Genomic DNA, 25,289 nt, shown 5'->3' on the forward strand with positions numbered 1-25,289 from the left:
TATATATTTTCATTACACCTTTTGGTATGTAACTTCGTAAAAATGCTGCAGAGACCAAACCTGCATATTGATTGGTATTACTTCACTGCCACAGAACTCACAGTATTTCGCTCCAAGGGATGTAACCGGAGCACCGCAGTGCGGGCAGGTAAGTCCTACCCCTTTATCAGCACTGACTTTGCTCTCATCCTGGATATACATCAGTTCCATGTTGTACTTGGTCTGTTCTAACAAATCTTTTTTACCGGAAATCAGTTTTCCGTCTTTTTCTTTATAGTGAATATGCTCCACTGCACTCTGTAGTGTAATAATGCATTTTCCCTTTTGTTTTTCATATCTGGCAATCTCAGTCTGATGAACACGGATACGTTCATATACCTCATTTACACCTGCTGTCTGATTCTGCTCAATTCTTGCTGCCACTTCTTCTTTAAGTGCTTCCGACAGGCTCTCTGCCCTTCCTATACTATGTGCGGAAATTGCCATCAATGACAATTTCAATGCATCTTCTGCCTTATTTTTAAACTGCACCCAGTTAAATTCCGGGAAATCCCGCTGTATCTGTGGTTCTAATAATCTTGTCATTCCGGATACGGAACATGGTGTGACAGACAGTTCCTCTTCCTGTTTCTTCCAGCCTTCCACTAAAGAATCTGTTCCAAAGAGATCCTGTGAGAATTTTCTTACTTTATTTTTCACATAGAAAACCACGCCTACTATCACTCCCACAATGACAAGAATAATGACCAGTGGTATGATTACTTTTTCCATCTTACTCTCCCATCTTCTCCGGACAGCCCAGTGACAGCCACTTTAAATATCCATTAATGAAAATATCAATATCTCCATCTAATACTGCATCTGTATTTCCCGTCTCTACGCCGGTTCTGGTATCCTTTACCATAGTATACGGCTGCAATACGTAGGAGCGTATCTGATTTCCCCAGCCAATTTCTGTGACTTCGCCACGGATATCTGCTGCTTTATCTGCATTTTCCTGCTGTTTCAATAAATACAGCTTGGATTTTAACATCTGCATTGCCTTGTCTTTATTCATGTGCTGGGAACGCTCATTCTGGCAGGTTACTACAATTCCCGTCGGAAAATGGGTAATCCGGATTGCTGAAGATGTCTTATTGATATGCTGTCCACCGGCTCCGCTGGAACGGTAGGTATCAATCCTTATATCTTCATCCTTTACTTCAATATCAATGTCTTCTTCAATATCCGGCATCACATCACATGATACAAAGGAGGTCTGACGCTTTCCTGCCGCATTAAACGGTGAAATCCGCACCAGACGGTGTACGCCTTTTTCTGATTTCAGATAACCGTAAGCATTTTCTCCGTTTACCTGAAAGGTAATGGATTTGATTCCTGCTTCATCTCCATCTAAGGAATCCAGTACTTCAATGGCAAATCCTTTATCGGATGCCCATCTTGTATACATACGGTATAGCATGGATGCCCAGTCACAGGATTCTGTTCCGCCTGCTCCTGCATGTAAGGATACAATTGCATTGTCTTTATCATATTCTCCGGATAACAGGGTTTTGATCCGAATCTTTTCAAACGCTTCTTCGTATTCCTTTATCTCTTCTTCGATTTCCGGAATCAGGGAAACATCATTCTCTTCATCTCCCATCGCAATCAGTGTTTCAATGTCGGAAAGTTTCTCTTCCAGCTGTGCACAGACTGCCACGTCATCCTTATAGCTTTTTAACTCCTTCATCTTCTGCTGGGACACTTCTGCATCATTCCAGAAATCTGGTGCTTCCATCTCCCGTTCCAATTCTTCGATTTTTTTTGACTTATCTGCTAAGTCAAAGTGAATCCCTCACTTCCTGTAGTGGAGCCTTATAGGTTCCTAATTTGTATCGGTATGCGTCCAATTCAACCACAGTATCACCAACTTTCTTATATTCTTATGATTTTCTGTATAACAAAGAATGTGCCTTGGCACATTCTCGCGCCTGCGCGGTCGCTTGCGACATCTACCTTATACGCCGCAGTGCGCATCCCCGCGGAGCGTTTTTTCTTTGCAGGAAAGCAATTTCCTGTAAAGTAAGAAAAACCACTATAAACATTATAGTGGTTTCCCGGCTTCGAATCAATTATATTTTCCTTAATATTGGTTGCAAAGTCTATTTTTCTGCTTTCCGTTTCATTTTTAAGAGCATTTCCTTATCCTCTTTGGTCACGCGATAGGATTCCCTGATTTTCTGTATCGTCTTATTGTAAGTCCAGTCATCCAGATGATCTGTCCTGAGATAGGAAAGTGTTTTATCCCGGAACTTCACAAAACACACGGACAAATTCCACGCTACTGCCATTTTCACATAATAGGCATCCTGATGAATCTTATCCATCTCTTCTAAGACAAGGTCAATATAGTCTTCCATAATAAAATGATCTAATAACATCACAACGCCAAACCGGATGAAAAATTCTTCGTCACTGCGAAGATAAGGCAGTAAATATTCTAAAACTGCCTCCGGCTCTTTTCTGGCAATTTTTAAACTTACACAGGTGCTGTCACATACCGACCAGTTCTTAATCTTTGGAAGAAAGGCATCAAGATACGGACGGATTCCTGTGAAATCACTTTTCACATAGCCTAAGGTCATGCCCTGTAACATGGTCTCTTCCATGGAATCATCCGAGGCCTGTGAAAGGTAAGTCTGCCAGTCTCCTTTTGCTAATTCTTTTGCATAAGAACGAAGTAAGGACAACCTTACTCCAAGCACATGTTTTTCCCCCGGAATCAATCCGGCGGAAAAGGTGCCAAAATCCGGTTCTGCCCATTCCATTAACTGCTGGCGAATCTTTTCATTTAATTCACTCATGATTTATCTCTGTTGTAATTTCTGTATTCTGTGCATTGTCATGCTCTTCCGCATCCTGATACATCCCCTTAAGTACGAGAATGGTAACTACCAAAAGAATTACTGCCACCACATAGCGAATGATAAGTTTTTTCTTCTCTTCGTTATTCATCTTCATTATTCTTCTCCGTTCAATACTTCAATGGCTTTTAATATCTGATTATCCTGCATCTCATCATAAGTACCCTCGGTATCTCCGGTGTACTCATATTCAATTTCAACATCCGGTGTAATTCCAGTTCCATGGATGTTATCACCGTTTGGTGTATAATATTTTGCTACCGTAAGCTTAATGGCACTGCCGTCCTTTAACTGCATGATATTCTGCACAATGCCTTTTCCAAAGGTTGTGGTTCCAATCAGTGTTCCATAATCAAAATCCCGGATGGCTCCTGCAAATATCTCGGATGCACTGGCGGAATTGCCATTGACTAATACTGCAATCGGCATATCAAGATAATGCTCTGCATCAGAAGTATAATCCTGACGGTTGCCATATTTATCTTCCGTATAAACAACAGTTCCTTCCGGAAGAATCATATCCAACATCTGCTGACAGGATACTACCATTCCGCCGCCATTATCACGTAAATCAATAACCAGCTTCTCCATACCCTGACCCTGTAAATCTGTAATTGCATCCGAAAACTGGGTTGGTGTATTCTCTGCAAATTCAGATACCTGTATATATCCGATATTGTTTTCTAACATTTTATAAGCTACTGTTGGAATATCTACTTTGGCACGGGACACATCAAATTCCAGATTTTCTGATTCCCCTTCTCTTTCAATTACCAGATGAACGGTGGTTCCCTCTTCGCCACGGATGTTGGTTACCAATTCCGACAATTCCATAGAAGTGGCTTCAATATCATCTACCTTGACTATCTTATCGCCTTCTTTTAATCCTGCTTCCTGTGCCGGAGAATTATCATAAATATGGGTAACGGATACTTCCATGGTATTCTTATCCTGGGTAAGTCCTGCTCCGATTCCATAATAATTTGCATGGGTAGATATCATAATATCTTCATATTCTTCCGGGGTATAATACTCACTATATGGGTCTCCGATCCCCTCAAACAAGCCTTTATACATTCCGTTAATCAAGTCTTCCTGATCCACATCTTCATAATAATCTGCATTAATCTGGTCTGCCAGATTATCAAGCTTATTGATGACATCCTTTGAAAGCAGATCACCATCTGATGCTGCTACCGTCTGGCTGCCTCCTGTTACGCCTTTTCCACCAATTACCACAGTACCACTGTAAATACCAATCAATAATACAATCAGCAATACCGCCATGACCGAAGCAGCACCGGTAATCGCACCACGCCAGTAAGTTCTTTTCTTTTCCTTTATTTCCTGCCTGATTGCTTCTGCTGAATTTGTCTCTTCCCTTATTCCGTCCATCTTTCTTCCTCTTTTACTATTTACTCAGATAATTCCATGGGCTTACATAGCTTCCATTTAAGGATACGCCAAAATGTAAATGATTTCCAGTAGATATACCGGTACTTCCTACCTGGGCTATCGTCTGTCCCGCTGTAACTTTATCACCGGTGGATACCAAAAGTGCCGAAGCATGCCCATATACTGTATACAACCCGCTGCCATGACTAATCATCACATAGTTGCCCATTCCATTATTATAGCCTGCATAGGAAACCGTTCCATCCGCCGCTGCCACAATACTTGCACCATAGCTTGCCCCAATATCCAGTCCCTTATGATTAGAGGATGCTCCCTGGGTCGGAGATAATCGCGTTCCGTAATCACTGGTTACCCTGGTACTGCTCGGACACGGCCATACAAAAGCCCCGCCACTGTATACATCTCCGGGAGTTGTATCCGGAGTAGTTCCATTTTCCTCTGCTTCCTGTCTTCGTTTCTCTTCTTCCGCTTTTTTTCTGGCTTCCTCTGCCTGAATCTGCGCAATGATTTCATTCTGTGCATCAATCTCTGCCTGTACTGCATCTGCATCCGACTGTGCCACCGTAATGTCACTCTTTACCTTATCCAGTTCGTCTTCCTTGGCATCCATCAGAGCCTGCACAGTCTGCTGCTGGGATTCTACCTGTGCCTTTAATTCTTCCAGCTCTGTATATTCCTGTTCTAACTGTTCCTTGGCATCTGCCACGGTCTGTACACTGTCATTGTACTGCTGCAGCATATCTCTATCATATTCTGAAATCTGCCGGATATATTCTGCCTGATTCAAAAATTCTGCCATACTGCCGGATTGAAAAAATGCTTCCAGATATGACATTTTTCCACTATTTTCATACATGAACTGAATCCTTTTGCTCATAGCTTCTGCCTGGCTTGCCACATCCGCCTGGGCATCCTCTAATTCGCTCTGGGTGTCTGTAATCTCGGCACTCTTTTCCTCTAACTGTGCCTGTGTATTGGTAATTTCAAGAGAAATGCTTGTAAGCTGCTGATCTAATTCCTTTACCTTCGTCTGAATATCAGCCTTGGAATCTTTCAGCCCATCAATGACACTTTGGGCCTCCTCTAACTGCTTCTCTAAATTTTCTTTTTCCTTCTGTGCATCAGACAGGCTGCTGGCAGATATCTCCATCACCGGAGAAAGTAACATCACAGCTGTCAGTATTGCGGTTGTTACTTTTCTTCGTATCTTCATCTTATTCTCATCACCTTTTATATATTCAAAACAGGGTATCCCCGTGACTGCCCCAGTACACAGGCGATACCCTTTGTCCTTATACTTTCAAATGCTTCTTAATAGTCAGCCGGCTGCCAACAAATCCAATTCCCACTCCCAACAGCAGTGAAATCGGAACCAGACTGTGAAACAGTTCTGCAACCGGAATAAAATTCATAATATTATCCAAAAAGCTGAATTTGTCCGCTACATAGACTATAATCTTGCCATACATGAAGTAAAGCAGAATCAGTGGCAATGCAGAACCCAGAAGTCCAATCAGCACACCTTCTACTACGAATGGTGCCCGCACAAAAGAATCCGTAGCTCCAATCAGCTTCATAATCGCAATCTCTTCTCTTCGTACCGAGATGCCAACTGTAACGGTATTACTGATCAAGAAGATAGCAACCGCAAGCAGAATTAAGATAATGCCTCCGGAAACATACGCAATCAGTTTATTAAAATCAGACAATGTATTTGCCACCACTGCAGAATGATGCACTTCCCTTACGCCATCTAAGGACTCTAAATATGTAACCAGCGCATCCTGCATAGAAACATCTTTCATATAAATTTCATAACTGGCAGAATTAGCAAGTGGATTCTCCGCAAATCCCTCTGCTGCTTCTTCTGAACCACCAAAATATGTCTCTTTACATCTTTCCCACGCTTCATCTGCGGAAATAAATTCATAGCTGGCAACTTCCACACGCTTACTAATTTTATTGCCAATCTCATCTATCTGTTCCTGTGAGATTCCTTCATTAAAGAAAACAGATACTGCAACGCCTTCCTCTGCCTCTTTTACCATTGACTGAAAGTTTTCTACAATTGAATAAAAAAGACCAAACAAAAAGATACAGGCACACATAGTCGCAATAGATGCTATTGAAAACATTTTGTTACGCCAGATATTCTTGATACCCTGTTTTATTGAATAGAAAAACGAACTAATCCTCATCGCTGCAATCACCTTTCTCGTCACTGATAATGACGCCTTTCTTCATTGTGATTACACGTTTCTTCATTGCCTTGACAATCTCAAGATTATGTGTAACAACGACTACTGTCGTTCCCTTCTGGTTAATCTCCTCTAAGAGCTTCATGATTTCCCATGCATTATGGTTATCGAGATTACCGGTCGGCTCATCTGCCAGAAGAATCTTCGGCTGATTTACCAGTGCTCTTGCAATGGCAACCCGCTGCTGTTCTCCACCGGACAACTGTTTTGGATAAGATTTATATTTTGCTGCCAGCCCTACCATAGATAACATGGTCGGTACACTGCTTCTTATGAGCCTTGCCGGAGTACCTATTACCTTCTGGGCAAATGCTACATTCTCATATACATTTCTGTCTTTCAACAGGCGGAAATCCTGGAACACAACACCTACATTACGACGATATTTCGGTATCTGCTTTCTCCGGATTGCATTTAAATTACGGTTGTTAATCGTAATAACCCCTTTGGTCGGCTCTAATTCTTTTAACAATAATTTAATCAGTGTTGACTTTCCGGAGCCGCTGTTTCCAACGATAAAGACAAATTCCCCTTCTTCTATATTAAGACTGATATCATTTAATGCCGGTATTCCTGCCGAATATGACTTGCTTACATGTTCAAGCTTAATCATGTGTTCCTCCTAAAACTACTGCTTAGTAATCCAATGTCTCCATATATTTCATGTATTTTACTACCATTAACGCAATTTTAAATGTAATGGCATCTTCAAATACCCGAAGGTCTAAGCCTGTGCTTTTCTGCAGTTTATCCAGACGGTATACCAGTGTATTTCTGTGTATGTATAACTGTCTGGATGTTTCTGAAACGTTCAGGCTGTTTTCAAAGAATTTATTGATGGTAGTAAGTGTTTCTTCATCAAAATCATCCGGAGATTTTCCATCGAAAATCTCTTTGATAAACATTTTGCAAAGCGGAATCGGGAGCTGATAAATCAGACGTCCAATTCCCAGTGCAGAATACGCAATAATATTCTTCTCTTCAAAGAATATCTTTCCTACATCCAATGCCATTCGGGCTTCTTTATAAGAACGGGATACTTCCTTAATCTCATTTACTACGGTACCATATGCGATATAAGCCTCGCAGTCTTCATCTGCCTTGAACAGATTTAAGATAACTTCTGCCGTTTTCTCCAAATCCTCATAGGTCTCATTTTCTGCAAGTTCTTTTACCACAATGATATTTTTCTCATCTACCGCTGTCACAAAATCCTTGGACTTGCCGCCAAAGATACTGCGTACTTTTTCCAGTTCATTTCCGTCCTTTTCCCGGTTGGTTTCTACAACATATACCACGCGGCGTACTTCCGTCTCAATATGAAGCTTCTTCGCACGGTTATAAATATCTACTAAAAGAAGATTATCCAATAAAAGATTCTTAATAAAGTTGTCCTTATCAAACCGTTCCTTATATGCTACCAGAAGATTCTGAATCTGGAAACCGGCAATTTTTCCCACCATATACACATCATCACTGTCACCATTTGCCAGTAAAACATATTCTATCTGATGATCATCAAAAACTTTAAAGAACTGGCATCCCTGAATCACCTGACTGTCTGCCGGAGATTCTACAAATGCCAATGCAGGATTGATATAATTATCTGCATCGGGAAATGTGGTTGCCAATACTTTCCCCTCAGTATCGATAATGCACATATCCACTCTTGTAATCCCTTTCAAACCGTCAATTGTGTTTTGAAGTATCTGATTTGAAATCATACTTTTTTCTCCTTCTCTTATCAATATCGCCCCAGTTACTGGACAACTTTCACAAAAAATCCGCATCCTTTTGTGAAAGATAAAACTCTTTGAATCTTATTTTAATGCAAAACGTCAAAAAAATAAAGAGGAAATGTGAATATTTTTATGCTAATATTCCAAAAAACCTTCTCCCAGCACTTCCCGGGCATCCGTCACAATTACAAAAGCTTTCGCGTCAAGTTCCATTACTATCTCTTTTAACTCTACAATTTCCTTTTTCGGCACTGCACAAAAGAGTATGTCCTTCTCATTTCCGGAATACATTCCCTTTGCATGAATCGCCGTAACACCGCGGTTCATCCGGTGCATCAGTGCATCTGCCACTTCAGCGGCATCTTCCGTAATGATATACGCCGCCTTGGAATATTTGATACCTTCCATAATTGCATCCGATACTTCCGTTGTTATAAAAATTGCCACCACAGCATATAACGCCGGCTTTACTCCAAAGAAAAACATTCCGCTTAACACAATAATACCATCTAACACCAGCATAATCTGTGCAATGGTATATTGTTTAAGAAAACGCTGTAATAAAGTGGCTACCATATCTGTCCCTCCAGTAGAGGACTTCGTCACCAGAACCAGACCGATTCCCGCTCCGGAGATGCATCCGCCATAAATAGCTGCCAGCATATAATCATCCTGGGCTATATTCCAGTGAGGCAGTACCAGAAGCCAGAAAGACAGCATTACCATTCCATATAATGCCCGCCACAAAAATTTCTTTCCCTTTCTTCTCCATGCGCATAAAAAAACCGGAAGATTCAACGCCAGGTTCGTAAACCATAACGGAATTCCTCCGGGAATCCATTTTACTGTCAGTTGTCTGATGAGAATTGCAACTCCGCTAAATCCACCAACAACCATTCCTACCGGGTCATAGATGGACTGAATTGCTATACCCATAAGGCAGGTTCCTGCTGTCATACACAAATAATCCACTATGGCCGGTCTTTTATATCCCAGACCCATAACCATCCGTTTCCTTTAATCTTTATTATATTTGTGTAATTTGCTCTGCAGTTTCTTCTTATGAATCAATCTGCCCGCTATCTGGGATATTCTGCTGATACGGGAACGCGGTGCATAATCACTGCTCAACCCATACCATATTTTAGCATCCAGTTTGCTTTTATTTTCTGTCAAAAACTGTTCCTGTAACGGAGACGGCAGAATGGAAAAAATAACATCTGCACTGGCACTGTTAATCTCATTTACCACACTTTCAAAGTCATTGGACTTTTCCTCTATCGCACAATGACCTGCCACCTCAATCTGTTCGTATTTTCCTACAAGGAAATGCTCCAGCTGTTCTTCCTGAGCAATGGTTTCTGCCAACAAAAATACTCTCTTATGGTTACGGATAATCCGCTTGATGAATTCCCGGAAGAAATCATGATTAATGGTCTCACTGAGCCGCTGGCTGGAATGAACATCTGCCGCAATCAGAATCTCCTTCTCTCCGATTACCGCAAGATCCAGCTGTTCAATGCACGCCCGCACCGTTTCATCCTGTCCTGCCAGTTCTAACATCTTCATATCTATGGTCTCTATGGTATTCATTACCGTGTTATCCAGATAATTTTCCACCTGCATCATTGCTTCACGGACTGTATAATTATCTACTTCTATTCCCAGTATATCGATTTTCTTTAACATCTTACACCTGTCTTATTCTGTGCATTTCCATGCGCTTTTATGCAAGTAGTATAGCAAAAGCTCCAGTTTTTTTCAACCATTGTGCAAATTTTCTGTAATAATTTTCTCAGATTGCCTTTTTACACCTTTGTAAATAAACTGACATTTTCAGACAATTTTATATGATTTTTTCAATATTGCAATGTCAATAGATTTTGTGTATTTTTTTGAAAAGTTATCAACTTTATCATTTGTTCACAAAACATCCGTTCTTATTTTTTGCTATGTAAACCTATATTTTTCTCCTTTTTTCTGTGGATAATGTGTATAACTTGGTGTATAACTCCTTTTTTTCGATATTTCCACATTTTTCGATGTGGATAACTTTTGGGACTTTTTTATGATTTCCAGCACTTTTTTTCGACGTTCTTTTCTTTTTTGTGCATATTGTATATTTTCAAAAAAGAAGTGCAAAATTGTCTGATTGCAATTTACACTTCTTTTCCGTCAAATGAATTTCTTTTCCACTTTTCAAAATAGTACCTCTTCCCCATATGTATATTTACATAATATCATATTCGTTCACATAACTATTTTGATTAGAAAATTGTATGAACAATTCCTTCTATTCTTTTTTCCAAAACTGCATCTGCGTCCAGGCTTCAGGCTCTGCAGACAGCTTCGATTTCTTCTAACTCTTCCGTGGTAAGTGCCGGTGCATCTACAATCTTTAAATTATCTAATATCTGCTGCGGACGGGATGCGCCAATCAGAACACTTGCTACCGTCTCATCCTTTAATATCCAGCTTAATGCCATCTGTGCCAGTGTCTGTCCACGGCGCTTTGCAATTTCATTCAGGCTCTTAATCTGCTGCATTCTTGTTTCCGTAAGGTCGGATGCATGAAGGAATCTGCCATCTCTTTTAATCCGGCTGTCCTCCGGAATTCCATCGATATACTTATCTGTCAGCATTCCCTGTGCAAGTGGAGAAAATGCGATCACACCTTTCCCCTTCTCTTTTGCAGCTTCTAGCAAGCCATTATTCTCTACCGTACGGTCAAAGATATTATAGCGGTTCTGGTTTATCACAAACGGACACTTTAAATCTTCCAAGATTTCAGCTGCCTGTTTCATATGCACGCCATCATAATTGGATATTCCTACATATAATGCTTTTCCGCTTCTTACAATCTGGTCTAATGCCAGCATGGTTTCTTCCAATGGCGTATCCGGATCCATTCTGTGATGATAAAAAATGTCCACGTATTCAAGTCCCATACGTTTTAAGCTCTGGTCTAAGCTCGCAATCAGATACTTCCTGCTGCCATGGTCCCCATAAGGTCCCGGCCACATATCATAACCTGCTTTCGTTGTAATCAATAATTCATCGCGGTAGGCACGCAATTCTTCCCGCATGATTCTGCCAAGATTACTCTCTGCACTGCCATATTCCGGGCCATAATTATTTGCCAGGTCAAACTGTGTGACTCCATGGTCAAATGCCGTAAAACACATCGCCTTCATGTTCTCATAATTATCATTGGTTCCAAAATTATGCCAGAAACCAAGGGACAACACAGGAAACAACAATCCGCTCTTTCCTACTCTTCTGTATTTCATGGTTTCATATCTTTGTTCTGATGCTGTATATTCCATCTGTGGTAACCTGCCTTTCCTTTCATTCTATAATAATGCGCCTCCGCCACTTTATTGGCTGATTTTATTATAATTGCAGTTTTTCCAGATAAAAATAGAATATCTTTTAATAACGTATCAAATTTTTATATCTGCTTTTTTCCAAATGTCTACCTGCAGTGTACATCCTCGCGGAACGTTTTTTACTTTACAGGAAAGCAATTTCCTGTAAAGCAAAAAAAGGACTGTTGCAACCGCAACAGTCCCTGTTTATCCTTTTCAATATTATTTCATCCTTAATTTTACCATAAACTACAAGAAACACGCTTTGCGAGTTTCTCGAGTTATCGCGGCGCTCGCCAAATCTGCATGCAAGCATGCGATTTTTCTCGCTACTCGCGTAAATCAAATCCGGACATCCTAGAAAATACGTCTTACAGAAAGAACTGGCTTATAGTCAATCGGTGATGTAAATTTGATTCCTGATGACGGTGTGCTGGCATGTACGATTGTGTTGTTACCAACATAAATTGCAACATGTCCACTGTAGCATACGATATCGCCCGGCTGCATCTGGTCTGTACCAACTTCATATCCGCAGCCTCTCATTGCTCCTGAAGAATGTGGTAATGATACTCCAAACTGTGCATACACACTCATTACAAATCCGGAACAGTCTGCTCCGTTTGTTAAGCTTGTTCCACCTGCTACATATGGATTACCAACGAACTGGCTTGCGAAGTTTGCAACTGCTGCTCCATCAGATCCGGATGGTGCATTGTATGTAGATGTACCACCAGATGTACTGGAGGATGAGCTGCTGCTCTTAGAAGATTTTTCTGCTGCTTTCTTTGCTGCTTCTTCTGCTGCTTTTCTTTCAGCCTCTTCTTTTGCAAGTCTTGCGGCTTCTTCTTCTTTGGATTCTGCCTGAACGAATTCAGTAGATAATGTTACATAATCAGCGGATACATATCCCTCGCCCTCTTCGATGGAAACTTTTACCCATCCATCTACAGACTCATCTGTAACTGTCAAATCATCCAGTCCTGCAACCATTCCAAGTTTCTTAGAATCGGTAGAAGGCTCTGTTCTCACAAATAAAGTAACTGCATCTTCATTTACAGTTGCTACACGACGTCCGACGGAACGGGCCAGCTCTTCATTGCCGACTACTACATATTCACTCTTAACATAACCGGTAACGGTGCCAGAAGTAATCTGATACCATCCATCTACGGTCTGCTGGACGGTTGCTGCTGAATTATTATAAAGCTTACCAAGCACCTCACTGTCTTCTGATGCTTCGCTTCTGATATTTACATAGTTATCAACCTGTGCAATTGCCACATTTGCGAACGGATCTTCTTCTGCCGGCTGTGCCTCTTCTGCTGTATCCTGCTGTGCTGCATCCCCTTCTGTAACAACAGGTGTATCATTATTCTGTGCAGTTGCCACATTCGCCTTTGCTACAAGCTCACTGCTTGCCATATAATTGCTGAATGTCAAAGAAAAACCTGCTACTAATGTGTCATTGGAAGCCCCCACTTCCATTGCTGAAGTAACACCTGCGACTGGTGCTGCATATGTTGTTGCATTGCTTCCAGTGATTAATAATGCGCTTGCGAGTCCGCAGGCTGTTAATCTTAACGCTTTCTTATACATAAAAACCTCCAAGCCTAACGATTTGTTACAAATTTATTACATTTATTACAGAGTCATTATAGCGCAGCTAACCTGTCATGTCAACCTAAAATTCCCGCTTTTTTTTACAACATTCTTTCCTTTCTTTTACGAAATCATTCCATCACTTTCCATAGAAGCAATGGCATTGGCGCCATCTGCTACTGCCGTTACGACCTGGCGCAGCTGTTTGGTTCTGACATCCCCCACTGCATATATGCCAGGCACACTGCTCCTTCCATCCTCTCCGGCTTTGATATATCCTGTATCATCCAATGCCAGATGCGGTATTACTTTTACGGTATTCGGCACCATTCCCACAGCAACAAAAATGCCATTTACCGGAAGCATTTTTTCTTCCTGTGTCTTCTTATTTAATATTTTGATTTTCTCTACCATTCCTTCACCGCAGATTTCCTCTACTACGGTATCATATAAAATTTCAATTTTTTCATTTGTCTGCACCTGCTCCGCTAACACTTTTGCGCCACGGAAACTGTCTCTCCGGTGAATGAGGTATACTTTTTCACAACCTCTTGCCAAAAAGAGTGCATCCTCTAACGCGACATCACCACCGCCTGCCACCGCAACAGTCCGATTCCGGAAAAATGCTCCATCGCAGGTAGCACAATATGAAACTCCCATACCGGTAAGTCTTTCCTCCCCCGGTACCCCAAGCTTCCGGTAAGATGCTCCTGATGCAATGATTACTGCTTTTGCTTCGTACTTGTTCTGATTGGTTGTTACTAGCTTCTTTTCCTGCTTATCCTCTACCGATACGACCTGTTCTTTTACAAAAGTCACGCCGCTCTTTTGGGCATGCTCCCGCATCTTCTGTGCCAGTTCAAATCCACCCACTCCTGGCAGTCCCGGATAGTTGTCCACTTCACTGGTATTGACAATCTGACCTCCGCTCATTGGCTTTTCTTCTATTATAAGTGTATCAAATTTTGCTCTTCCTGCATAAATTGCCGCCGACAGCCCTGCAGGGCCGCTTCCTATTATAATCACATCATACATGTTGTGGCTCCTCCATTTCTTCAGTAGGATAAGTATACCACCTTTTCCAAAATATATGAATGTTTCCTTGCTTTTTCTAATCTGCCATGCCATAATGAAAGTACATATCAAAGCAGAAAGGATGTGACTGATATGGATATTGCAGCATTAAACAATACTGCTTTAAGCGCACTCAGCAGTGCCTCTACTCCAACCAGCGAAGCGATTGGAGTTGCAATGCTGAGTAACCAGCTGGATGTCAGTCAGAGTATGAGTGACAGTCTGATCCGCGCCATGGAATTATCTGTGAATCCTGCCGTTGGCGGTAACTTTGATGTTTCCGTATAATTAGGGCAGCATGCTAAGATTACAGGTGCCATCACAGAAAAAGAGATTGGAAATTGCAGGCTGGATTCTTCCTGATTACAACTTTCCAGTCTCTTTTTTACGCAGATAGTGAAATTCACATCCTGCTATTTGATTGCGATTGCTTCGATTTCAAGCATAACGTCTTTTGGCAGACGTGCTACTTCTACGCAGCTTCTTGCCGGGAAATCGGTGGTAAAGAATGTCTTATAAACCTCATTAATTGCTGCGAAATCATTCATCTCTTTGATGAACACCGTCGTCTTAACCACTTTGTCCATATTTGTGCCTGCTGCTTCTAAAAGATTGGAAAGATTGGTCAGTGCCTGTTTTGCCTGTGCTACAGAGCCTTCCGGAATCTCGCCGGTTGCCGGTACAACGGGAATAATACCAGAAGTATATACCATTCCATTTACTTCAATTGCCTGTGAATATGGTCCGATTGCTGCCGGTGCTTTTTCTGTTGCGATTACTTTCTTCATGTCTCGTTCCTTCTTTCTTTATTTAAATAATAACTATTCGCGGTGCTCGCCAAATCTGCATGCAAACATGCAGTTTTTCTGGCTGCTCGCGTAAATTAACTGTTTTTACGGATTGCATGCTCGCTGAGAGTTATCTTTCTCTCCTTATAGAGTCTGCCTACAGCACGCTTGAATGCTGCCTTGCTGAGTCCGGTTTCCCTCATGATTACTTCCGGTGATGCCTTTTCTGTAAATGGCAGTACGCCGGCATAGGAATCTATCACTTCCATTACCTTCTGTGCATCGCTGTCCATCTGAAGGTAAGCTTTTTCCCGAAGGGTAATATCCAGCTTGCCATCCGGTTTTACATTGACTACTCTGGCAGCAATTACATCCCCTATCCGAAGATGGCTGCTGTCCTCATGCTTGGAAATCATTGCAGAATATTTATCATCCACCGCTGCAAAGGTTCCAAAATTATCACTGAATTCATAGATTCTTGCTTCTACTTCATCCCCGGCTTTATATGGAGAATCTTTGCTTAAAAGGTCATAAAGATTCTTCATGCTGGCGCAGAGTCTGCGGCTCTTATCAATATATAAAGTTACCATGACTTCATCCCCGGCATTTACCCTGCGGGTCATCTCCTTATAGGGAAGGAATAAATCCTTTTCCAGTCCCCAGTCTAAAAATGCTCCTATTTTACCAACTTCCAATACCGGAAGCACTGCAAGCTTTCCCAGTACCAATTTCGGTTCATGGGTGGTTGCAATCAGACGGTCTTTGGAATCCCGGTATAAAAAGATTTCTACTTTATCTCCAATGCAAAGTCCCTCCGGCACCTGTTTTGCCGGCAAAAGCACTCTGGTCTCATCCTCCGGATTTTCTGCCAGATACATTCCAAATTCAACTTTCTTTACTGCTGTCAGTTCCTGTTTTTCTCCAAGATTCATATTTTCCTGCTTTCTATTGTTCAAATTCTACAATGGCATATGGTTTCTGCTCTTCATCCGCCAGTGATACCAGATACATTTTATCATCTGCATATACAAATGGGAATACCTTGTCTCCTAATACTGCTGCTTTCCGGTATTCTGCCCGCATTTTATGGATATTAAAATTCTCAGGCAGATAATTCTTTGCCATGGCAATATACTGTTCATTATTTACATGATGATTGGTATCAATCTGCTCCGGGCGAATCTGAAAGCTTTCCTTTTCCTGCATTTTCTCCGGAAGTTTTATCTTTCTGTCCGCATAGTCCATTTTGAAAGGCTCTTCCATCTGATATTCTTCTAACATCTTATCAGAAATCCGTGCCGGTCTTTCCCTCTTTAAATCCATAAAAATCCACTGGGAATCCGCATAAGCATAGATTTTTCCCTCAGCATCCTCTATGGTAAAATTACGATAACCATAAAAACCTTTAAAGTTATATGGCCAGGTCTTTACTGTTATTTTTTCTCCAAGAACCGGCAGCCGTTCTACCACAATCTGCCAGGATGCCAAAAACCATGCCTGTGCATGCTCCTTCAAATAGTCCACGCCAATTCCAAGATCCTCTGACTGGAATATACAACAATCCTGCAGATAATTAGTCAATGCCTGAAATGTCATCTTCTGTCCGCTGTCTGTTTCACTATATCTTACTCTGCTTTTCATGGAATACATAGATGTGTCCTCCTTGTAAATGCCTGGCTATTAAAAAGAATGTGCCTGGGCACATTCTCGCGCCTGCGGCGGCCGCTTGCGACATCTACCTTATACGCCGCAGTGCGCATCCCCGCGGATCGTTTTTACTTTGCAGGAAAGCAATTTCCTGTAAAGTAAAAAAACACCACGCTGCTGTGGTGTTTTCATGAGCAGGGCTACAAGGATTCGAACCTTGAAATGACGGAGTCAGAGTCCGTTGCCTTACCGTTTGGCGATAGCCCTTTGTTGTGTCAACAATGGGTATTCTACATGAAAACATTCCATTCGTCAAGCACTTTTTCGATTTTTTTTCGATTTTTTGCAAAAAGTTTTTACAGGTCATCAAAAAACCTTGATTGTACCGTTCAAATCTGCAAATTCAATGGTCTCTTCCCACATCAGCTTTGCCTTTCCACTGGTGGAATCCGTAAGTTTCTTTTCTAATTCCAGACACTGTTCTAACGGTACTGCTGCATCCAGTTCCACACCTTCTGCATATTCGGTATCCATAATCGTAACGCCCTGTTCTGCCAGAAGATACTGTATCTTGCCAAGTCCTGTATAATCCGTACTTATCTTAAGACGCTTTCCCGGTCTCTTTTCAATGATGGTACAATTCTTTAAACCCTCCTGTACAGCACCCTGATAAGCACGCACCAGTCCACCGGTTCCCAGAAGTGTTCCACCAAAATACCGGGTTACTACTACCACTACATCCCGGATGCCCTCCCGTAAAAGTACGTCTAACATCGGACGGCCTGCTGTGCCGGAAGGTTCTCCGTCATCCGAGCAGCGGGTCAGCTCCTGATTTCTTCCTATTATAAATGCGGAGCAGTTATGTCTTGCATCCCAGTATTTTTTCTTCATAGTATTGATATATGCTACCGCTTCCTCTTCTGTGGTAACTGGTGCAATATTTGCAATAAACCGCGATTTTTTCTCTTCAAGCTCACCACTGCCGCCTTCATATATTACTTTTCCGTTTGAAACTTCTGACATATTGCATTGCTCCTGCCTCTTTTTTCGTTTCCTTATTGTAGCATGATTTCCATTTTTCCTGCAAGGAAACCTTAAGAATTTCTTATCAAAACCTTGCGTTTTTACTTTTTTCTTTATTATATGGTATCTTTTTGCTATAATAAGAAAATAATGTTATTAATCCAAAGGAGGCACATTATGAATTATGGAAAGAAGAGTACCGCCAGGAAGGAAAAAGAGCTCACTTCCAAAGGTACTATGGTCCGTAAGAAGTTTTCCGTAATTTTCTGCAAGACTCTACTGATCTGCTTTTTCTTAGTAGCTGTCGTCGGTATTTGTGCAGGAATCGGAATCTTCAAAGGAATCATTGATTCTGCACCAGATATAGATGATATTGATGCAAGTCCTACCGGACAGCTCTCTACCGTTCTTGACGATGAGGGTAATGAAATTGCCACTCTGGTTACTTCCGGTACAAATCGTGACCCGGTAACCATTGATAAGATGCCGATTAATCTTCAACATGCATTCGTAGCCATCGAAGATGAACGTTTTTACGATCACAACGGAATTGATATCAAAGGAATCATCCGTGCCGGCTTCAAAGGCATTGCATCCGGTTTTCATTTTAATCAGGGAGCCAGCACAATTACACAGCAGCTTCTGAAAAACAACGTTTTCACTGACTGGACAAGCGAAGACAGTATGGCTGACAAGTTTGAGCGTAAAATACAGGAACAGTATCTGGCTGTACAGCTTGAAAAAAGAGAATCCAAGAACTGGATTCTGGAAAATTACTTAAACACCATTAACCTTGGTCAGAATACCCTTGGTGTCCAGGCTGCATCCAAACGATATTTTAACAAAGATGTATCTGACTTAACACTTTCTGAGTGTGCAGTAATTGCAGCGATTACCAAGAGTCCGACAAAGTATAATCCGATTACTAACCCGGACAACAACGCATCCCGTCGTAAAGATGTCTTAGACAATATGTTAGACCAGGGTTATATTTCGCAGGAAGAACACGACGAAGCATTAGCAGATAATGTCTACGACCGTATTCAGATTGTAGATAACAGCACTTCTTCTACTGCAAATGTCAACTCCTACTTTGTGGATACCCTTACCGACCAGGTAATGGATGACTTAATCAATGAATTAGGTTATACCGAGACACAGGCTTTCAATGCACTCTATGGTGGTGGTCTTACCATTTACTCCACCCAGAATGCTAATCTCCAGCAGATTTGTGATGAGGAAGTCAATAACTTAGATAACTACAACGGTCAGGTGGAATATTCTTTCTCCTATCGTCTTTCCATCCAGAAAGCCGATGGTACACTGCAGAATTACAGTGAACAGACCATGCTCACCTACTATCGTGAAAAAACCGGTAATAACAGCTACAACATCAACTTCAGTTCCAAAGAAGATGCCCAGGCTGCCATTGACCAGTATAAAGCAGATATTATGGAAGAGGGAGATACCATCCCGGGCAGCGGCGAATCCGTTACCTTTACGATTCAGCCACAGGCTTCCCTTACGCTGATGGATCAGGCTACCGGTGAAGTGAAAGCATTAGTTGGTGGCCGTGGTGATAAAACCGCAAACAAAACCTTAAACCGGGCTTCTGATACCACCAGACAGCCGGGTTCCACCTTCAAGATTTTAGCTGCTTATGCACCTGCTCTTGACAGTGGTGGAATGACCTTAGCCTCTGTAGAAGATGATGCTCCTTATTCTTATACCAATGGACGTTCTCTTCGTAACTACGATGACCAGTATCGTGGATTTACTACTTTAAGAGAAGCAATCTGCCACTCCATCAATATTGTAACCGTTAAGACCCTCACTGATATCAGTACCGATTTAGGTTACAGTTACTTACAGAGCTTCGGATTTACCACCTTAGATGCTGAACACGATAATAATCAGGCTCTCTGCCTTGGAGGTATCTATAAAGGTGTTACCAACTTAGAATTAACTGCCGCCTATGCGACCGTTGCAAATGGCGGTACTTATACCAAACCAAGATTCTATACCAAGATTTTAGACCATGACGGAAATGTTTTAATTGACAATACTCCGCAGACCCATACTGTATTAAAGGACACCACTGCATGGCTCTTAACCAATGCCATGGAAGATGTTGTTACCTCCGGTACCGGTACAATCGTTAACTTCGGTTCTATGCCGATTGCCGGTAAAACAGGTACTACAACCTCTGACCGCGATGCTCTTTTCGTAGGATACACACCATATTATACCTGTGGTGTATGGGGCGGATATGATGATAACAGCGAACTTTCCAGCACCAGATATCCAAAGTTAATCTGGAAAGCAGTTATGTCCCGTGTTCATGAAAATCTGGAATATAAAGACTTTACTATGCCAAGCGGAATTACTTCTGCTGTCGTATGTAAGAAATCCGGGAAACTTGCCGTAGAAGGTTTATGTGACTGTGATCCGCGTGGCAGCATGGTTGAAACAGAATATTTTGCAACCGGCACAGTTCCAACAGAAGTATGTGACCATCATGTCAGTGCAACAATCTGTACTTCCTCCGGAATGCTTGCAAATGAATATTGTCCGGAAGAAACAAGACAGACTGGTATCTATATCGTTGGCGGTTCTGAAGGTACGGATGATTCTCCATATCTTATGACAGATGAATTATCCAACAGCACCTGTAACGTACACACTTCAAGTTCCGTTACACAGCCTTCCACCCCATCTACTAATACAACAGATACCTCTAATCCAACCAGTGGAAGTCTTACCGGTGGTGGGGATAATACTACACCAGATCATGGTAATACCGGAACCAGTACAAATACCGGTGGTGATACCGGAACCAATGGTGGTACAGGAACCGGCGGCAATACAGGAACCGGTGGTGGTACAGGAACCGGTGGTGGTACAGGAACCGGCGGCAGTACAGGAACCGGTGGTGGTACAGGAACCGGCGGTGGAAGTTCCGGTACCGGCTCTGATGGAAACACTACGAATTAACCAAATCATTATTCTATAATCAGACACCTATAGAAGCTGCCAAAGGCAGCTTCTATTTTTTCTATCTGATGCCGGGCACAGACAACAACAAAAGCCCTGACATACGCCAGGACTTTCGTTGTTGATGTATATACTACTAAGGGGATTAGATAATTACTAACCTAATCACAATTAGATTAGTACATGATTAGTGAAGTTCTCTTGTTACAAAATCCGGGTAAGCTGACTCTAAGCCATGCTCAGTAGAATCCAGACCTTCTAACTCTTCTTCTTTTGATACTCTAAGACCAATTGTCTTCTTTAATACGATAAATATAATGCTCATGGTTACAATTACCCAGCCTGCGATACATACGACACCAAGTGCCTGAATAGCCAGATGATGAATTCCTCCACCATAGAAAAGACCATCTGTATAATCGAAAAGACCTACCATCAATGTTCCAAAAAGACCACAGACACCGTGTACGGATACAGCACCAACCGGATCATCTACTTTTAATTTGTCTTCTACAAAGTATACTGACATGGTACAAAGGATACCAGCTAAACCACCGATAATGAATGCTCCTACTGCATCAACATTTGCACATCCTGCTGTAATTGCTACCAGACCTGCCAGGGAACCATTTAAGGACATGGACACATCCGGTTTACCATTCTTAATCCAGGTATAAATCATTGCTGTAACAGTTGCTGCTGCCGGTGCAATGGTTGTTGTTGCAAAAATCTGCGAAAGCTGTAAGGTATCAGTTGCTGCTGCACCATTAAATCCATACCAGCCAAACCAGAGAATAAATACTCCTAACGCACCAATTAAAATGTTGTGACCCATAATAGGTCTTGATTTGCCATCTTTGTCATATTTACCAATACGAGGTCCTAATAAAGCGGCTCCAATAAATGCGGTAATTCCACCTACCATATGAATACATGCAGAACCTGCGAAATCTGTAAATCCAAGGTCTGTAAGCCATGGAGTTCCGCCCCATACCCAGTGTGCTTCTACCGGATATACAATCAGGCTGATTACAAAACTGTAAATACAATATGTAATGAATTTGGTACGCTCTGCCATTGCTCCAGATACAATTGTTGCAGCTGTTGCACAGAATACCAGGTTAAATACGAAATTGGACCAGTCTGTTGTTCCAAAATTCTTCAATGGATTTAAACCCCATCCTACAAATTTTCCATCACCACAAAGAATATTATATCCTAATAAATAAAATGCAACGGTACCAATACAGAAGTCCATCAGGTTCTTCATTGTAATATTACCTGTATTTTTGGATCTGGTAAAACCAGCCTCTACCATTGCAAATCCACATTGCATAAAAAATACTAACGCTGCTCCCATCAGGAACCAAACACTCATATCCATAATCATTTCCTCCTTTACCAAAATAAATATTAAAGTAAAAAAAATAGAGATATCAAACAAGGCTCTCTCCTTGTCTGCTTATCTCCTTCGATAATATTTATTTGCGATATTCATTTTTCAATATCCACAAGACAGTTTCCTATCTGCGCCTTACTCCTCTTTGCATCTTTTATAATGCTTTGTCACCATGTTCACCGGTACGGATACGAACGGCATCTTCTACATCATACACAAAGATTTTACCATCACCAAAGTTACCGGTATTAATCTCATCTACTACCTTATCAATTAATCCTGGTGCAACTTCATCTGAGACAACGGTCTCTACTTTGATTTTCGGAAGTAATGTTACATTATAAGATGCTCCACGGTAATTCTTGATAATACCCTTCTGATTACCATATCCCATGCTATTTACAATGTTTAAACCATTGACTTCACTGCTTTCTAAGACTGCTTTCAAGTCTTCAAGCTTTTCCGGTTTAATAATAATTTCCAGCTTTTTCATATCATCTCGTCCTCCTTCTTATTATTGTTCACAATTTATTCACCTGGCATTCAAAGATGATTCACTTTATCAACACGCTTTTTTCAAATTAGGCTGATATAGTATAGTCATAAGCAAAAGAAAAACATAACTTTAAATATTCTTTTTCATAATCTGCCAGGTAACTTAAGTTGCCTGGCATCCTCCCTTTTATGCCTCTTTTTCCGTCTGTTCTAAGGAGAATGCCCTGCAATTAAAGTTCTTTTTTATACTTCGAAGATTAAATCTCCATAAGATGGCATTGGCCATATATCTTTGTCAACAAGCATCTCTAACTTGTCAACCGGAGCTCTTAATGCATCCATTGTTGTTTTTACAACATCTCTGTAATATACAGCCTGATCTCTTCCCTCTTCCATTGTTCCACCTTTTTCTGTTACTTCTTCCAGTTTTGCCAAAGCAACCTTGGTCTCAGATAAGAGGTCAGATACTTCTGCCAGTAACTCTGTCTGAACACTGATGTCTGCATCACATACAGATTTTACAGCTGCTGCAGAAGTTGCAAGCTCTGTTGTATATTTGATAACTGCCGGGATAATCTGTTTTCCTGCAATATCAATCATAGCTTTTGCTTCGATGTTAATCTCTTTTGCGTAAGTCTCATATTCGATTTCTACACGGGAATCCAGCTCCGCTTTGGTAAATACACCAAAACGCTCGAATAAAGAAACTGCTTTTTCTGTATTCAGTGCCGGGATTGCATCTACCATAGACTTGATGTTTGGAAGTCCACGACGCTCTGCTTCCTCTACCCATTCATCAGAGTATCCGTTTCCGTTGAATACGATTCTCTGATGCTCAGTTGCATATTTCTTAATCAGATCATGTACTGCCATATCGAAATCGTCTGCTTTTTCCAGTTCATCACACGCCTCAGAAAATGCTTCTGCTACAATTGTATTCAATACAACGTTTGGCTGTGCGATGGAATCCTGGGAACCAACCATACGGAACTCGAATTTGTTTCCGGTAAATGCAAACGGTGAAGTTCTGTTACGGTCTGTTGCATCTTTCATGAAGTCAGGCAATGTCTTAACACCAGTCTCTAATTTAGAACCAGCTAAACTGTGTGTAGCTTCTCCGGTGCAGATAAGCTGTGATAATACATCCTGTAACTGTTCTCCAAGATAGATAGAAACGATTGCTGGCGGTGCCTCGTTTGCTCCTAATCTGTGGTCGTTTCCAACGTCCGCTGCAGATTCACGAAGCAGATCTGCATGTTTATCTACTGCTTTTAAGATACAGGTAAGCACTAATAAGAACTGTACGTTCTCATGAGGTGTTTTGCCCGGCTCTAATAAGTTAATTCCATCATCTGTTGTGATAGACCAGTTGTTATGTTTTCCAGAACCATTGACACCTGCAAATGGCTTCTCATGAAGCAGACACTGTAAGCCATGACGACCGGCAACCTTCTTTAAGGTTTCCATTACTAACTGGTTGTGGTCTACTGCTACGTTTGCTTCGGAGTAGATTGGAGCTAACTCATGCTGTGCAGGAGCAACTTCGTTATGCTGTGTCTTTGCAGATACACCAAGTTTCCATAATTCTTTATTTACATCTCTCATGTATGCTGCAATTCTCTCACGGATGATTCCGAAGTAATGGTCATCCATTTCCTGTCCTTTTGGAGGCATTGCTCCAAATAAGGTACGTCCGGTAAAGATTAAATCTTTTCTCTTTAAATATTTTTCTCTGTCTACGATGAAATATTCCTGCTCCGGTCCAACGGAAGGAGTTACTTTCTTAGATGTTGTATTTCCAAATAATCTTAAAAGCCGGAGAGACTGGGTATTAATTGCTTCCATGGAACGAAGTAACGGTGTCTTCTGGTCCAATGCTTCTCCTGTGTAGGAGCAGAAAGCGGTAGGAATGCAAAGAGTTGCTCCTGCTGCATCCTGTCTTACGAATGCCGGCGAAGTACAATCCCATGCTGTATATCCTCTTGCCTCAAAGGTTGCTCTTAATCCACCGGATGGAAAAGAAGATGCATCCGGCTCACCTTTGATTAATTCCTTACCTGAAAAGCTCATCAAAACTTTACCGTTTGGCATTGGTGCTGTAATAAAGGAATCATGTTTCTCAGCAGTTACCCCTGTTAATGGCTGGAACCAGTGTGTATAATGGGTAGCTCCTTTTTCGATTGCCCACTCTTTCATCTCATGTGCCACTACGTCTGCTGTCTCAAGGTCTAATTCTTTTCCCTCTTCGATTACTTCTCTTAACTTTTTGTAGGTCTTTTTCGGAAGACGTTCCTGCATTACTGCATCATTGAATACGTTCTCGCCGAAAATATCTGCTACATTGAAATATTCTGTCTCACTCATACTATACATCCTTTCTGCCTCTCACCATAAATCCCCTGAGAAATATGATTTTTATTTTCTGCAATCAATGTATGACTTCTCTCCTCCGGTAATTCCCCAGATATAGAAAAAAGGGCATTCCAATTCCTTTGGAACACCCTTGTTCGTCACGCACATTTCATCTGCTATATCTAAAATACATGAAACTTTCTAAAAAATCAAGTCAAAGTTTATATT

General features: G+C 41.4%; 23 protein-coding genes and 1 tRNA gene. 2 read left to right on the forward strand and 22 right to left on the reverse strand.

Annotated features, from left to right (window positions below; translation table 11 throughout):
• Window positions 1–12: 12 nt before the first annotated feature.
• The 14 genes from DWX65_RS03960 to trxB all read right to left on the reverse strand — a co-directional run bounded on the left by DWX65_RS03960 (window position 13) and on the right by trxB (window position 14,417).
• On the reverse strand, window positions 13–771 hold the full coding sequence (locus tag DWX65_RS03960; RefSeq protein WP_118172838.1) for a TIM44-like domain-containing protein: 759 nt from the start codon (window positions 769–771) through the stop codon (window positions 13–15).
• 1 nt (window position 772) lies between these two features.
• Window positions 773–1,901, reverse strand: a protein-coding gene (prfB, locus tag DWX65_RS03965) for a peptide chain release factor 2 (protein WP_117696719.1) whose coding sequence is annotated in 2 segments (ribosomal slippage) — window positions 773–1,825 and window positions 1,827–1,901 — 1,128 coding nt in all. Because the reading frame shifts where the segments join, the coding sequence is not laid out codon by codon here.
• Window positions 1,902–2,144: 243 nt separating this feature from the next.
• Window positions 2,145–2,846: a DNA alkylation repair protein gene (locus DWX65_RS03970; RefSeq protein WP_118172839.1), complete on the reverse strand. Its 702-nt coding sequence runs from the start codon at window positions 2,844–2,846 to the stop codon at window positions 2,145–2,147.
• On the reverse strand, window positions 2,839–3,003 hold the full coding sequence (locus DWX65_RS14940; protein WP_022243557.1) for a hypothetical protein: 165 nt from the start codon (window positions 3,001–3,003) through the stop codon (window positions 2,839–2,841). The genes DWX65_RS03970 and DWX65_RS14940 overlap by 8 nt, the downstream gene beginning before the upstream one ends.
• Window positions 3,003–4,301: a S41 family peptidase gene (locus DWX65_RS03975; protein ID WP_118172840.1), complete on the reverse strand. Its 1,299-nt coding sequence runs from the start codon at window positions 4,299–4,301 to the stop codon at window positions 3,003–3,005. Before DWX65_RS03975 ends, DWX65_RS14940 begins: the two co-directional genes overlap by 1 nt.
• A 16-nt stretch (window positions 4,302–4,317) precedes the next feature.
• Window positions 4,318–5,535, reverse strand: coding sequence for a murein hydrolase activator EnvC family protein (locus tag DWX65_RS03980; protein WP_117842236.1), 1,218 nt, complete (start codon window positions 5,533–5,535; stop codon window positions 4,318–4,320).
• A gap of 79 nt (window positions 5,536–5,614) precedes the next feature.
• On the reverse strand, window positions 5,615–6,520 hold the full coding sequence (gene ftsX, locus DWX65_RS03985; RefSeq protein WP_117696706.1) for a permease-like cell division protein FtsX: 906 nt from the start codon (window positions 6,518–6,520) through the stop codon (window positions 5,615–5,617).
• Window positions 6,510–7,193 carry a cell division ATP-binding protein FtsE gene (ftsE, locus tag DWX65_RS03990; protein ID WP_022243561.1) on the reverse strand — a complete coding sequence of 228 codons (684 nt, stop codon included), beginning with the start codon at window positions 7,191–7,193 and terminating at the stop codon, window positions 6,510–6,512. The genes ftsX and ftsE overlap by 11 nt, the downstream gene beginning before the upstream one ends.
• A 22-nt stretch (window positions 7,194–7,215) precedes the next feature.
• Entirely contained in the window at window positions 7,216–8,304 is a 1,089-nt protein-coding gene (locus tag DWX65_RS03995) for a PucR family transcriptional regulator (protein WP_117696702.1), read from the reverse strand.
• 150 nt (window positions 8,305–8,454) lie between these two features.
• Window positions 8,455–9,327: a YitT family protein gene (locus tag DWX65_RS04000; RefSeq protein ID WP_330414739.1), complete on the reverse strand. Its 873-nt coding sequence runs from the start codon at window positions 9,325–9,327 to the stop codon at window positions 8,455–8,457.
• A 9-nt stretch (window positions 9,328–9,336) separates the two neighbouring features.
• Window positions 9,337–10,008 carry a WecB/TagA/CpsF family glycosyltransferase gene (locus DWX65_RS04005; RefSeq protein WP_118172842.1) on the reverse strand — a complete coding sequence of 224 codons (672 nt, stop codon included), beginning with the start codon at window positions 10,006–10,008 and terminating at the stop codon, window positions 9,337–9,339.
• Between the two features lie 641 nt (window positions 10,009–10,649).
• Window positions 10,650–11,645, reverse strand: coding sequence for an aldo/keto reductase (locus DWX65_RS04010; protein WP_118172843.1), 996 nt, complete (start codon window positions 11,643–11,645; stop codon window positions 10,650–10,652).
• A gap of 399 nt (window positions 11,646–12,044) precedes the next feature.
• A complete protein-coding gene (locus DWX65_RS04015) occupies window positions 12,045–13,286 on the reverse strand; it encodes a C40 family peptidase (RefSeq protein WP_117696693.1) in 1,242 nt (413 codons plus the stop codon).
• A gap of 126 nt (window positions 13,287–13,412) precedes the next feature.
• The gene (trxB, locus tag DWX65_RS04020; RefSeq protein ID WP_118172844.1) at window positions 13,413–14,417 is read right to left on the reverse strand and encodes a thioredoxin-disulfide reductase; all 1,005 of its coding nucleotides are present in this window, start codon (window positions 14,415–14,417) and stop codon (window positions 13,413–13,415) included.
• A gap of 39 nt (window positions 14,418–14,456) precedes the next feature.
• On the opposite strand from trxB, the gene DWX65_RS04025 reads away from it, so the two are divergent.
• On the forward strand, window positions 14,457–14,651 hold the full coding sequence (locus DWX65_RS04025) for a YjfB family protein (RefSeq protein ID WP_117842230.1): 195 nt from the start codon (window positions 14,457–14,459) through the stop codon (window positions 14,649–14,651).
• A gap of 125 nt (window positions 14,652–14,776) precedes the next feature.
• Here DWX65_RS04025 and DWX65_RS04030 read toward each other — a convergent pair whose 3' ends face one another.
• The 5 genes from DWX65_RS04030 to DWX65_RS04050 all read right to left on the reverse strand — a co-directional run bounded on the left by DWX65_RS04030 (window position 14,777) and on the right by DWX65_RS04050 (window position 17,821).
• Window positions 14,777–15,151: a RidA family protein gene (locus DWX65_RS04030; protein ID WP_117842229.1), complete on the reverse strand. Its 375-nt coding sequence runs from the start codon at window positions 15,149–15,151 to the stop codon at window positions 14,777–14,779.
• A gap of 95 nt (window positions 15,152–15,246) precedes the next feature.
• Window positions 15,247–16,083 (reverse strand): CvfB family protein, encoded by an 837-nt coding sequence (locus DWX65_RS04035; RefSeq protein WP_118057108.1) that lies wholly within the window; start codon window positions 16,081–16,083, stop codon window positions 15,247–15,249.
• A 13-nt stretch (window positions 16,084–16,096) separates the two neighbouring features.
• Window positions 16,097–16,801, reverse strand: a complete 705-nt coding sequence (locus tag DWX65_RS04040) for an acyl-[acyl-carrier-protein] thioesterase (protein ID WP_118172845.1) — start codon at window positions 16,799–16,801, stop codon at window positions 16,097–16,099.
• Window positions 16,802–16,993: 192 nt separating this feature from the next.
• Window positions 16,994–17,065 (reverse strand) — tRNA-Gln (locus DWX65_RS04045).
• Window positions 17,066–17,164: 99 nt separating this feature from the next.
• Entirely contained in the window at window positions 17,165–17,821 is a 657-nt protein-coding gene (locus DWX65_RS04050) for a YigZ family protein (RefSeq protein ID WP_117696681.1), read from the reverse strand.
• Between the two features lie 177 nt (window positions 17,822–17,998).
• Between DWX65_RS04050 and DWX65_RS04055 the strand changes: the two genes are divergently transcribed.
• The gene (locus tag DWX65_RS04055) at window positions 17,999–20,815 is read left to right on the forward strand and encodes a transglycosylase domain-containing protein (RefSeq protein WP_117842225.1); all 2,817 of its coding nucleotides are present in this window, start codon (window positions 17,999–18,001) and stop codon (window positions 20,813–20,815) included.
• 187 nt (window positions 20,816–21,002) lie between these two features.
• Here the strand turns inward: DWX65_RS04055 and DWX65_RS04060 are convergent, their stop codons facing one another.
• The 3 genes from DWX65_RS04060 to DWX65_RS04070 form a co-directional block, all read right to left on the reverse strand.
• Window positions 21,003–22,199 carry an ammonium transporter gene (locus tag DWX65_RS04060; RefSeq protein WP_117842248.1) on the reverse strand — a complete coding sequence of 399 codons (1,197 nt, stop codon included), beginning with the start codon at window positions 22,197–22,199 and terminating at the stop codon, window positions 21,003–21,005.
• 169 nt (window positions 22,200–22,368) lie between these two features.
• Window positions 22,369–22,707, reverse strand: coding sequence for a P-II family nitrogen regulator (locus DWX65_RS04065; protein ID WP_022243575.1), 339 nt, complete (start codon window positions 22,705–22,707; stop codon window positions 22,369–22,371).
• Between the two features lie 245 nt (window positions 22,708–22,952).
• Window positions 22,953–25,073 carry a glutamine synthetase III family protein gene (locus tag DWX65_RS04070; RefSeq protein WP_117842224.1) on the reverse strand — a complete coding sequence of 707 codons (2,121 nt, stop codon included), beginning with the start codon at window positions 25,071–25,073 and terminating at the stop codon, window positions 22,953–22,955.
• Between the last annotated feature and the right edge of the window lie 216 nt (window positions 25,074–25,289).

Source organism: Roseburia sp. AF20-18LB, assembly GCF_003461185.1.
Taxonomy (GTDB): Bacteria; Bacillota; Clostridia; order Lachnospirales; family Lachnospiraceae; genus Roseburia_C; species Roseburia_C amylophila.